General features: G+C 28.5%; 12 protein-coding genes and 2 tRNA genes. 3 read left to right on the top strand and 11 right to left on the bottom strand.

Translation table 11 applies throughout. The annotated features are described in order from the left end of the window. Positions 1-349 precede the first annotated feature (349 nt). The 5 genes from RR561_RS08965 to RR561_RS08945 form a co-directional block, all read right to left on the bottom strand. Entirely contained in the window at positions 350-1,198 is an 849-nt protein-coding gene (locus RR561_RS08965; RefSeq protein ID WP_332507543.1) for a putative RNA methyltransferase, read from the bottom strand. A 366-nt stretch (positions 1,199-1,564) separates the two neighbouring features. Further along, a tRNA-Arg gene (locus RR561_RS08960) sits at positions 1,565-1,638 on the bottom strand. Positions 1,639-2,193: 555 nt separating this feature from the next. Next, positions 2,194-2,322, bottom strand: coding sequence for a hypothetical protein (locus RR561_RS08955; protein ID WP_278309094.1), 129 nt, complete (start codon positions 2,320-2,322; stop codon positions 2,194-2,196). Positions 2,323-2,843: 521 nt separating this feature from the next. Then, complete coding sequence (locus RR561_RS08950) at positions 2,844-3,749, bottom strand: ROK family protein (RefSeq protein WP_332507541.1); 906 nt, start codon at positions 3,747-3,749, stop codon at positions 2,844-2,846. A gap of 436 nt (positions 3,750-4,185) precedes the next feature. After that, positions 4,186-4,713, bottom strand: a complete 528-nt coding sequence (locus RR561_RS08945; RefSeq protein WP_332507539.1) for a GrpB family protein — start codon at positions 4,711-4,713, stop codon at positions 4,186-4,188. 367 nt (positions 4,714-5,080) lie between these two features. On the opposite strand from RR561_RS08945, the gene RR561_RS08940 reads away from it, so the two are divergent. Both RR561_RS08940 and RR561_RS08935 read left to right on the top strand, forming a co-directional pair. Further along, positions 5,081-5,284: a PspC domain-containing protein gene (locus tag RR561_RS08940; protein ID WP_332507537.1), complete on the top strand. Its 204-nt coding sequence runs from the start codon at positions 5,081-5,083 to the stop codon at positions 5,282-5,284. A 364-nt stretch (positions 5,285-5,648) separates the two neighbouring features. Continuing rightward, positions 5,649-5,900 (top strand): TIGR03905 family TSCPD domain-containing protein, encoded by a 252-nt coding sequence (locus RR561_RS08935; RefSeq protein WP_332507535.1) that lies wholly within the window; start codon positions 5,649-5,651, stop codon positions 5,898-5,900. Between the two features lie 148 nt (positions 5,901-6,048). Here the strand turns inward: RR561_RS08935 and RR561_RS08930 are convergent, their stop codons facing one another. The 4 genes from RR561_RS08930 to RR561_RS08915 all read right to left on the bottom strand — a co-directional run bounded on the left by RR561_RS08930 (position 6,049) and on the right by RR561_RS08915 (position 10,001). Further along, positions 6,049-6,762 carry an MBL fold metallo-hydrolase gene (locus RR561_RS08930; RefSeq protein WP_332507533.1) on the bottom strand — a complete coding sequence of 238 codons (714 nt, stop codon included), beginning with the start codon at positions 6,760-6,762 and terminating at the stop codon, positions 6,049-6,051. Positions 6,763-7,236: 474 nt separating this feature from the next. Next, positions 7,237-8,031: an ABC transporter permease gene (locus tag RR561_RS08925; RefSeq protein WP_332507532.1), complete on the bottom strand. Its 795-nt coding sequence runs from the start codon at positions 8,029-8,031 to the stop codon at positions 7,237-7,239. A 3-nt stretch (positions 8,032-8,034) separates the two neighbouring features. Continuing rightward, positions 8,035-9,000 carry an ABC transporter ATP-binding protein gene (locus RR561_RS08920; RefSeq protein WP_332507530.1) on the bottom strand — a complete coding sequence of 322 codons (966 nt, stop codon included), beginning with the start codon at positions 8,998-9,000 and terminating at the stop codon, positions 8,035-8,037. Between the two features lie 584 nt (positions 9,001-9,584). Next, on the bottom strand, positions 9,585-10,001 hold the full coding sequence (locus RR561_RS08915; RefSeq protein ID WP_332507528.1) for a CopY/TcrY family copper transport repressor: 417 nt from the start codon (positions 9,999-10,001) through the stop codon (positions 9,585-9,587). A gap of 674 nt (positions 10,002-10,675) precedes the next feature. Here RR561_RS08915 and RR561_RS08910 point away from each other — a divergent pair. Continuing rightward, a complete protein-coding gene (locus RR561_RS08910; RefSeq protein ID WP_332507527.1) occupies positions 10,676-11,617 on the top strand; it encodes a MarR family winged helix-turn-helix transcriptional regulator in 942 nt (313 codons plus the stop codon). Between the two features lie 126 nt (positions 11,618-11,743). Here RR561_RS08910 and RR561_RS08905 read toward each other — a convergent pair whose 3' ends face one another. Next, entirely contained in the window at positions 11,744-12,145 is a 402-nt protein-coding gene (locus RR561_RS08905) for a hypothetical protein (RefSeq protein ID WP_332507525.1), read from the bottom strand. A gap of 22 nt (positions 12,146-12,167) precedes the next feature. After that, positions 12,168-12,244 (bottom strand) — tRNA-Arg (locus tag RR561_RS08900). Positions 12,245-12,366 lie beyond the last annotated feature (122 nt).

Genomic DNA, 12,366 nt, shown 5'->3' with positions numbered 1-12,366 from the left:
TAGTAATGTAGTAATGTAGTAATGTAGTAATGTAGTAATGTAGTAATGTAGTAATGTAGTAATAATGCATATAGAGTTAAAAATAAAGCCACACAGGATCCTGTGTGGCTTTAAAAATGATTAAAATGATTAAAAAGGAAGGTGAAAACGAAACAACATAATATTTCTAATCTACTGATACTTGTAGATATAAAAGAAATATAGGCTTAATTTATGTTATAACCTCTTTATCATCTGAATACTTGCAATGGCATAAGCAAGTATTCTTGTCTATATATTACTATACTTATAAGTTATCAGATTATTATAAAAATTAATATAGACAAATTATATCAAGTGTCTAGATAAGCTAAGGCACAAGTTTCTTACCAATCAACATTTCCGCATCAATTGTGATACTACTCATATCATTCCAGTCAATTTTTTCCATATCTATATTAAATAGAAGTGGAGTCATATGAATAAGGGCATGCCTCTCTTCCGTTGAAAGTTTATAGCTGGCAGAAACTTTTTTATGGTCAATTATTTTAAAGGATTCTTCAAAGCAATTAATTACATCTTTATTTGAATAATCTTCTTTATTTAATTTATCTTTTACTCTTGCCCTAATTTCTTTTAAGTGATTTTCTCCAGGAACAATTTTCAAAAGAAAGCCATCATCTTTTAGTATTCTGTTAAATTCATTGTAGTTTGCAGGTGAAAATATATCCAATATACAGTCTATAGAAGAGTTTTGTATAGGTAGATCAGCAAGATCAGATACAAACCACTTAACTGAACGATCAGAGTCTTCCTTTGTAGCTAATACGATGGAGTCTTTAGCTATATCAAAAGCAAAAATTTCCAAAGCCCTAGAAGACAATTGACTGATCTTATTTGAGTAGAAACCTTCACCGCATCCAATATCCAGAACTTTATTTATAGAATTATTATTTAAAAATAATAGTATTTCTTTTAAAATGTGATCATAAAATCCATTTTCAAGAATTAACCTCCTATTTTCAAAAGATGATTTGTCATATAATTTCTGTTTCTTTGAATTCATTAAAAGATTTATGTAGCCTTGTTTTGCGATATCAAATGAATGGTTATTTTCACACTTCAAACTTTTTTCCTTTAGTTTTAGATACGATCTACATATAGGACATCTAAAAGTTTCATCTGCATTTTCAAATCGCTTTATTTTATCATTATTCATAAGTTACCTCCAACTTAATTAAGAAATGTATATTTTTGTAGCATTAATAATTCCAATTTAATGTAGATTGTACGTCTACATTGTATCTATCATATAGTTTATATTATTATTGATCAATCTATCAAATAAGATATCTATAACTCAATATATAAATCAAGCAAACAATCAAATGAACAATCAATCAAACAACTAAGCAACTAACCAACTAAACAAACAATCAATATTACCTAACTGACAAATTTACCTGATTAGATAAGTTATAGTTATTTGTAGAAAAATTAATGAGATATTTATCTGTTTAGTTTTGAAAGAGTAATTTTATTATAAAAGAGCTATAAAACTAATTAGTTTTATAGCTCTTTTAAGCGTCCCCGAGAAGATTCGAACTTCCGACCCCTCGCTTAGGAGGCGAGTGCTCTATCCGACTGAGCTACGGAGACATGTTATGTTTATAAAATGAGTAAGTTGTGAAATTGAATTCAAATACAAAAGGCTTAAATACTCAATAAAAGAAAGTTACTGTATATTAAAATAAGATTTACTTAATTAGCAATACTCAGTTTCTACAATATATATATTATCATAAATTCATGATCTTTGCCACTTAAAAATGATTCGATGTCAGGTTAGATAATACACTAGGAAGTAACATCACACAAACAAAAGAAATACATATGAAAAACATAAGAAAAGAGCTATTAACCTAATTTTTCAAAAAAATAATGAAATAATGCTTATTTAACAGTAGAAAACGCTATTAAAAAGAAGAATTAGTTTGGTATGAAAAAAAGGGTATAATAGAAAAATACGGCAAAAATAAAACTTTATAATATAAAACTTAATTAAGTAAGTAAAAAGTACTTTTTAAATTAAAAAAAGTGGGCAAGATTTTTTATCAATCTGCCCACTTTATCTTGTTAATAAATTGTCCAAAAATTCCACCTAATTTCTATCTAGAGTCTAAAATCACGTCTCCTTTTAGTTTCTTAGTGAAGTTAGTCGAATAACATGATCATTCTGTAAAGAAGATTATTCTTCAAGAACTTTTCTTCATCCTTAGTTAAATCAAGTCTTTCGTTAGCGTTGTTCATTCTTTCATCCATTTTTAATAATTCCTTTTTCATAATCGTTACCTCCCTTTAAAAGTTTGTTATAATTCCTATTAAGTATTGTTATTTATTTATCTTTCTATCTTTATTATAACACCTATAATTAAAAGGTCAACCCTTTTTTGAAAGAAAAAATATAAGGGATTTTTAAAATTTTCCATCAATTTAACTTAATTAAGCAATAGTATTTTTAAATTATTTTTGATTGAGTTTTGCATACTTAAATAAGGTAAAACTGTATTTAATAAGAAAAAACTTCAAAAGATTTTTTTGTGTATTTTTGATGTTTTTCTCATGAAAGTGAATAATTTGATTCATGACTTTCTAGTTTTTGCAAGCTGTGGAGCATATAGTTTGTGAAAACATTTTCACGATAAAAACACTTTATTAAAGTGAAGAAAGTAAGGTTTATAATCATGATTAACACACTTTAATTATGAAGGTATCAAAAAAAGGGTTACTGTCTGTTTTACAGCAACCCTTATCATCTTTAGATATCAATGCAAAAACACCCTAAAGTAGTAAATTGCATTATTTTATAAGTTATGTATATTCTTGAAGTTCTTTAGAGCACCAACCATACCTGCATTATTTTTTAATTTGGCAAATCTTATCTGAGTGCCGTTATAGATAACATCAGGAAGGTAATGTTTTATTCTTTTATCGAGTCTTGGTTTAAAGTAAGATTCCTGAGCCATAATTCCACCACCGAGAATTACAACTCCAGGATTGAATATAAAACAAAGGGTAGAGATTCCTATCGCCAAACTTTCAATCATATCATCAACAGCTTTTATAGCGATTTCATTTCCCTTTTCAATTTCTTCAAATACCATTTTACCAGTAATTGTTTCGGGATCTTTTCCGAGCTTTTTTTCCAATGAGCTTGTCATTGCATATGTAGAGGCCACGTCTTCGAATCGGCCACCAGGGATAGTTATCTTTCCAATCTCACCAGCACACATAGTATGTCCGGTGATTAGCTTACCGTTTTCCATTAGGCAGGCTCCTATACCAGTTCCTATTGCTATCATACTCACTAGGTCAGACGAAGCCTTGCTGCCTATCCAAAGCTCTCCTAGACCAGCAGAATTAACATCATTTTCTATTTCACATGGAATAGAAGTTTTTTCTTCAATAATTTTTTTGACTTTTAAGCCTGAATATCCAGGGATTAAATGTTCATCGGCGTGGAGTATAATGCCATTTTTCGAGTCAATCATTCCATGAGACGATATTGCTACTCCAGAGAGTTTATAGCTATTTTGGTAATAATCGATTTTATCGATTAGCTTTTCTATAATTCCTATACCTCCTACACTTCTTGCCTCGGAAGCCATACTATTTTTATACAGAATTTGACCACCTTCATTTAAAATCCCGTACTTTATAGAGGTTCCACCTATATCAAAGCAAATAAATTTTTTCATATAAATTGGCATAAATTTCTTGCCATCCTCCTTTCAAAAGATTATCGTATATAAATATTATCTCTATTATTGTATATTTACCAAAAACAGAGTCTGTAATCAAAAGTTCGACAAAACAGGATATAATAGTCAAAAGTTCAACATAAGTATAGAATAAAAATTGGATTTATTCAACATATGCAAATTGATGATTATAAAAAACATAAGATAATATTATTTATAGATGAGATAGATAATATTGTTGGTAAAGAATAAAATAATATTCTCTCTTGATAAAAAAATATAGGAAAATAATGTGATTTGAAATTTGATAAAGGCTTTAAAAAACTGCTTAATTATTAATAATAAAAAAGCCACCAATTAATTGGTGACTTCTTTCACTATAGAACTAATATACTGTAAGTACTTTTGTAATAAATAAAATTTGCTATCCTTATATAGAAGAAAGTTATTTATTTAGATCGCTTTTCCAATTTAGAGCTATTTTTTCTAAATTTTTTACAAAAGCATCCTTCCCATCACAGTACTTTTCAATGTCATAAGGATATCTTTTGGCTAATCTTTCCTTTAAATTTCCATACTCTAGTCTGAAGTTCTCATCTTTTCTTAAAAAATCTCTCACTGCAAGGTGTCTATTGATGTTAGATGTATCTGATTCTTGGAATATATGAATCTGATGGCTTCGATTGTCACCGCCTTTTCTCATATATCTTCTTCCTTCCATACCGAATTCGCCTAGATATTCATATCCTACTTTTTCAAATTCACTAGATAGTTTATCAACTTCATATAAGTTTTTTACTACTGGCATAATATCTATAATCGGCTTGGCCTTTAGACCTTTAACTGCGCTACTTCCTATATGAAATACTTCGACACAGTTGTCACTTAGGATATCTTTGATTATTTGAGCTTCAATATTAAACATATCTTCCCATTTGGGATCATATTCTACTACAATTATATGTTGAGCCATTATAAAACCTCCTAAAATATATAAATTTATTCGAACAAATTTGCATTAGATTATATTATCAAATAAATGTATTAATTACAATAAAATAAATATTAATTGTAAAATAAAATCAGAAAATAAAAACATATTAATTGAAGCAGTATTTAATAGAAATAAAATTTTAGAAAGTAGAACAATTGTTATTAGATTAGAAATCGAATCATTAAAGGAAGTTTTTGGAAAAATTAATATAAAATAAAATTTATAGTGAATTAAAAAAAACAACAAAAATGATTGATTTAATCTTTTTTAGAATGTAATATAATATATATAAGGATTCATAAAAATTTTATGTTTAAATAATTATATTGAGATAGGAGAGAGTGTTGTGCAGAAGAGACTATATAAATCAGAAGATGATGTAATGATTGCAGGAGTATGTGGTGGTATAGCAGAGTATTGCAATATAGATCCAACTATAATTAGAATATTATGGGTGGTGATTTCACTATCTTGTGGAGTGGGATTAATATTGTACATTATAATGGCAATAGTCGTTCCTAAAAAAAGTAAAATCGAACGTCTCAAATAAAATTGAACATATGCAGCTTGATATAGAATTAATATTTTTAAATAAAAATGTACTGTTAAATATTTAAACTAGTAAATAATAGAAATTAAGTAATTTTTTAGATTTTTATTAGCCAATCTAGAAAGTTTAGAAAAATAGTAAACATATTCAAATATTTAGTGAGTAGATTTTAATGAGCTAGAAATTACAAAGTTAGATAGAAAAAGACTATTTGAATGTTATGTTATATATACTTCTTATATAAGAATTCACTTTCAGTTATATTTTGCTTGTTGTTAATGCTTATCAATGTTAGAATGGTAATGTAGTTTTTCTTTAAATTAGAAATCTAAAGAAAAAATCAAAATTTGAAAGGAGAAAATATATGAAGAATATTAAATTTAACCCATCTGGAGTTTGTTGTAAAGAGATGGAGATAGTACTAAATGATGATGATACAATAGAAGATGTAGTTTTCGTTGGAGGATGTCCTGGAAACACTTTAGGTATCACATCTCTAGTAAAGGGAGAAAAGGCTCTTGACGTTGCAGATAGACTTCAGGGGATTACATGTGGTGGAAAGAATACATCATGTCCAGATCAGCTATCTTCAGCTTTAAGAGGAGCAGTAAAGTAAATATATTTGTGAAAACTGATATAGATAAAAGCGGTGTGACGACATCGCTTTTTTTATTGTAAATATAAAATAAAAAGAGAATGAATATATATTCATTCTCTTTTTAATATAGTTTTTATAAATTACTATTTAATTAATTATTTCTGATTTATTTCAAAAATGATTTTAAAACATTAATTAAATTTTCTTTTTCAATAGGATCATTGTGCCCTAAAATTCCGATTTCAAAATCAATTTTTTCTAAATTTTTTATTAAAATATTCAATTTTTCTAAATCATAATACATATTGTTATAATAATCTTTACTTATACAATCTCCTAAAAATAATACTTTATCCTTAGCTACATAAATTAATACACTGTCATTAGAATGAGGTGCTTCTGTGTGAAAAACGTCTACTACTAAATTTCCCAAATCAAATTTTAAATTATTTTCAAATTCAATATCACCTTTTAAAACTTTAATCTCAGATAAATCATTAAATTCCTTTAATATATTATCATGAGCAAAAGGTATATCAATGTTGTTTTTAAGCCTATAATTCATATCTTTTCTTGTCCAAGACCATTTAGACATTTCTTCTAATTTTTCATTAGTTTTTTCGTGAACTACAGTCTTCGAATTTAAGGCATTCATGCCAAAAGTATGATCCCAATGCCAATGAGTTACTATTGTAAAATCGGGCATTTCAAAACCTAACTCTATTAAGGACTTATTATAAGAGTTTACATGTTTGTAAGATGCACCAGCGTCAACCATAATAGAATAATTGTCACCTTTGATGTATCCAAGGTTGGGATAGTCTTTTTCTTTGATTTGTGGAAGGTAGTAAATATTTTTACTAATCTGTTTAAATTTCATTTCATCACCTTCTTTATTTAATTCTAAATAACATTATAATCTCATAGATTATAATTGTCTAGTCATTGTAATAAGTTTTATCTAAATACTCATATATCTGTATTCATTACTTTTAAAAAAATTATAAAAGCTTGTTTTAGCGATATTCAATTTATGAGATATTTTTATTGAATTATTTACTGTTTTTAGAAATAAGAAATAGTAAATAATTAGATTATAATTTAAGTGAAAAATAAAAAAGAGTTGAATCAAATTGATTCAACTCTTTAAATCTATAGACTTCAAAACTCATCTTACAAAATGATTTTGTTAGGAGTTTACATTCTACTGTGTTCATATTTGAGCCAGGTGCAGTAAGATGAGAGAAATCACAAACTAAAACTAAGAATATATTAAAGATAAATTCTTAAAACAATCAAAGTAAACTTAGAAGAGGAGTTTAAAGAAAGTATCTTAATATATTAGTGTAACTTATTAACGAACAGCCATTTTGCGGAATCTCTTCATTCCAAAGTAGCCCATAATAACTGTGAATACCAAAATTCCTATTATGCATACTATTAAAGGCAATCCATCTCCAATATTCATAGTATGTCTTAGAGCCTCATTTATGTATACTAAAGGATTTAAAAGTGTAATGGCCTTAAAAATAGGTACTGGAGCTAAAGACTTCCAATCGAAGAATATAGCACCTGAGAAAATAAGTGGCATTAAAAATCCAGGGAACATAGCAGCAATTTGCATAGGCTTTACTATAGTACCTACCAAAAGACCTAGAGTAGCTGATGTTATAGAGCTTAGTAATACTATTCCTAATGTTGCAACTAGATCCATTGGAGTCATAGAGAAGTTTAGGTGTGCTGACATAAATACAAGTGATATTGGAAGAACAATTAATGCTCCAATCCATGACTCAATAATTCCCACAAACATCTTTGAAAGTGCAGTGATTCTAATATCAACGGGTGCCTGAAGTCGATCCTCTATTTCTCTGGAGTTGTTAAAGTCCATTGATAGTGGAACAGCTGTACCGTGAATCCCAGTGACCAAAAGGCTCATCCCCAACATACCTGGAAACATTTGGTTTGGAAAATCTGTACTCAAAACGCCTATACGTGGCAGTACATATCCATATATCAAGATAAGTATAAATGGAAGCATAGCCACACGAAAGACGAACTCAAGCCAGTCTCTTGATTGTATCAATAAATCTCTTTTTACCATTGTAAAAAAAACTTTTTTAGTGTTTATATTTATATTTTCATTCATAGCTTAATTCTCCTTTTTATCATTTGTCAAATAAATAAAGATATCATCAAGTGTTGTTGTGCTTAGGTTAATATTTTCTAAGATCAATTTTCTTTCTTCTACCCAATTTATAAGTCTATTTAATATACTTTTACTTTCACTAACATAAACTATAAGTGTTTTTTCATCTTTCTGAGAAACATTATTTACTCCATCTAGTAATAAAATTTCCTTCATTGCAAGTGGAGGTAACTCTTCAAGCTGAAGTGTAACAATAGACTCAGAAGGTACTAGCTTACGAAGTTCTTCTACAGTTCCTATTGCTTTTATTTTACCTTTGTTATAAATTGCTACTCTATCTGAGAAACGCTCAGGCTCTTCCATATAGTGAGTAGTTAAAAATACAGTTGTTTGATATTCGTTTTTTAGCCTTAAAACATGTTCCCATAAGACTTCACGATAAGCTGGATCAAGTCCTGTAGTCGGCTCATCAAGAAATAATATATCAGGTCTATGCATAATAGCACGAGCAATCTTTAGACGTTGAGCCATTCCTCCAGAAAATGATTTTACATATTCATTTTTCCAATCAGTAAGCCCGAAGTCTTTAAGCAACTCTTCAGCTCTTTTCTTGGCGTCAGATTTACTCATACCAAAATATATACCGTGATAGATTAAGTTTTCTATAGCAGTAAGACCTCTATCAAGGTTATTGTGCTGAGCCACGATCCCTACTTTGCTACGTGCATATATAGGATTGTCGTGTAGCGATGTTCCTTGGAAATAAATTTCGCCACCTGTAGTTGAAAGTTGAGTAGTCAACATATTGATAGTAGTACTTTTTCCAGCACCATTTGGACCTAAAAAGCTGAATATTTCACCCTTAAATAAGTCAAATGAAACACCATCAACGGCAGTGTGCGCCTCGCCATTTTTTTTGTAAAAAACCTTAGTAAGGTTTTCGACAGTAAGAATTTTTTCAGTTTCCATGTAATTACCTCCTTAATTTATTAATTATTATTCCTTTTGTTAATAGATACCCTAAATATAGTTAAATATAATGATCCATATAGCTTATGAAATTAGGGTAGCTTTTTAAATTTAGTTTGTATAGTATAATTTGTAAAATGCTTTCTTGAATTTAGTTGAAATGTTATTTATAAGCTACTATATAAATGATTAGTACTTATTAAATAAACATAATATTTAGTATTATTGTTAATATAATTTCTGAGTTATTCTGATCGCATTCAACTGAACGACTACAGGTGTAAACTATATGCATAGTCTACACCTGTAGTCTAACTTTGTCAATAAGTTTTTTAAAATTTTTAAAAAAAATTAAATTAATACGAAAAAATAAGAAGCCAATACAATTTATATAGTAGCTAAAGATAAGAAGCGGCAGCTATTTTAAACATATAAGTATAATATAAAGAAAAGATATTTATAAGTTTAAAGTAAATAAAAAGAAACTCCCTTTTACAGGAGTTTCTTTTTTTGTTTCCATTAAATGCTCTCAAACATATTAATTAGAATTTATAAATTAATCATTATCTATAGTGGATAATAAATTAATGGTCCTCTGGTATGCAGTTGCATTGTATGTTATCATTTGGAGCTTTTTCTTCCAAAAGCTTTTCTAGTTTTGCTATATCCTTTGAAGATAGATCATTGTCAGCTATCAACTGAAAAATTACATCTCCAACTGATTTACTGCATATATTTGAATTGAAATTTCTAGTCAAATATTCTAGAGTAGACTCCTGAGATACTATAGGTGAGTAAACAAAGTAGTTGCTTATTTTCTCTGTCTCCAAGAATTCTTTCTCTACTAATCTACTTAAAAGTGTTTTGACAGTTGTATTTTTCCATCCCTTTTTCTTTTCTAAAATACTGCTAACTTCTCTGCTAGTTGTAGAGTCTTTTTCCCATAGTATGTTCATCACTTCTAATTCGGCATCTGTTATATTGCAATTACAAATTCTCATAAAATAATCCTCCTTTACATATAATTCTAGTTGTTCATTATATAATAGTCTACACTTGTAGTTGATATTTGTCAATACTTAAATCAAAAATATTTTATTTTTATAGTAATTAATATATTTTTGTATAAAGGTATATATAATTAATAAAAATAACATACAAAAAATAAAGACATAAATACTATAGAAGAAGAATATAAAAATGATAAATAACATAATAATAGTACCAACATAGAAGACATATAAGTAAAAGATACATGGAGGTTTTCAAAGTGTGTATCTATATTTACAGAACATATAAGACATATAGACAATTGGTCATAGAATAAATAGACAGATATATATATATATAAATGCATATATGAGTAGATATTTTACTCTCTAAATCAGTTATATAATATTAGCTTTGAGAGTCTAATATGAAGATATCTAAATAAAATATCAGGAAGGTTTGGCTGAGAACTGTAGAGTAATTGACACCGAATATGAATGTGTATAGGAGTCTGTATAAAATCTAAAATTAGTTAACTTATATTGTCTAATATAAGTATATGTAAATAAAAAGCTATACAAATATGTATGATTTGATAATAATTATTTTTGTGTTGACAATATAGAAGGTACCTGTTATACTTAGATTCATAAGGTACCTGTTAGATATTGAGGAGGGAAATCATATGAATGAAAAACAAATGGAAATATATAGAAAGCTATCAACTTTACAACATGGGTTACATAGATACCATATGATAAATAGAGAAATAAACGGTATGAATTCAGATGTAACAAGAGGTCAAGGAAGAGTATTAGCAATGCTTAAGGTTCAATCCGGAATTAGTACAAAGGATCTTGCGTATTTACTTGGAATTAGAACTCAGTCTTTAAATGAACTACTTGGAAAGCTTGAAGCTAGCGGCTATGTAGAAAGAAAGGCATCTGAAGAAGACAAGAGAGTAATGCTTGTATACATTACAGAAAAAGGCAAGGGTAAAGATAAAGAAGAAAATCAAGAAAATAATCTAGGTGAGGTGTTCGACTGCTTAAATGAAGAAGAACAAGAAATATTAGATGGCTATTTGGTCAGATTAATAGAAACACTAGAAAGTATCATTGGTAATGATAATAGAGACGATATGGAGGAATGGATGAAATCAGCTTGTAGAAGAATGGGATCAGAAAAGGTTGAAGAATTAATGGAAATGGGAAGAGGTTTTGGACACCATGGCAAGGGTCATTGTGGCAAGGGTATGGATATGCATGGTCATGGACATCATTGCAACCATGGTGGATCTAAAGGCGAAGGCTTTGGTCAAGATCATGAATGTAAGGGGAATCATCATATGGGTGAAGGTCATGGCAATAACTGTAATGGCGAACATAGAGGTGAATTTTCGGGGAGACATCATGAATGTAGAAAGTCTGGAGAAAATTCTTTAGAAAATAGAGAATGCAAAAGAAATCATCATGATAATAGAGGGGAAAACAGAGAGTGTAGAAATGAACACCGTGGACATCATGAGCATATGAGTGGTGAAAATTGCAGAAATAAGGAAAGAAAATGTAATGGAAAACATCAACATTCAAGAAATGGTGAGTGTAAGAGAGAAATAACTGAGTAATAAAATCGATAAACTAAATATATTTGTGTACAAATGAACCGTAGGAATTTCCTACGGTTTATTTAATTTATATTTCTTTTAAAGTTGTTAGTAAAGGATAAAATAAATATAAAAACAGGTGGAAAATTAATCCACCTGTCTCATCATTCTTGGTAAAATATCCAGTTTTAATTTCTTTAATTTGATATCTATATTAGCAATAACGACCACAATATAGATACAATTTTCCAATTCCTCCCACTTGTAGGCTGAAGATGCTTCAACAGTATACTTTGGGAAAAATTCTAAAATATCTTTAGTAAAACCCTCAGTTTTTGAGAATATATCATTTACAAGTTCTTCATTTTCCCAGTCAAACTTTGTATTTTCAAGGATTTTTTCTACAGGAATAGACATCTTAAAGCTCATAACATCTTCTCTTTTTGTAGCATTTGTAAGGTCAGTAACAACCTTAAAATCAGTATTACTATTAATTTTTTCTATTATATCTTTACTATCGAGCATATCATCTCTGAAAAGTACATACATATTAAACACCTCTAAAAAATAATGGCGCGCCTAGTAGGATTTGAACCCACAGCTCACAGATCCGAAGTCTGCAGCTCTATCCAGTTGAGCTATAGGCGCTAGAATAATTTACAAATAACATTATAACATAAAAGCAAGCGTTGAATTATAAAATTATCGATTATATATTTGAATATTAGGTAAAAATTCCCTATGAAAAATATAAATCAAAAATAAAGCTG

This window comes from Peptostreptococcus sp., assembly GCF_036639115.1.
Lineage (GTDB): Bacteria > Bacillota > Clostridia > Peptostreptococcales > Peptostreptococcaceae > Peptostreptococcus.
The sequence above is the reverse complement of the archived record's forward strand: the minus strand, read 5'-3'. Positions and strand labels throughout refer to the sequence as shown.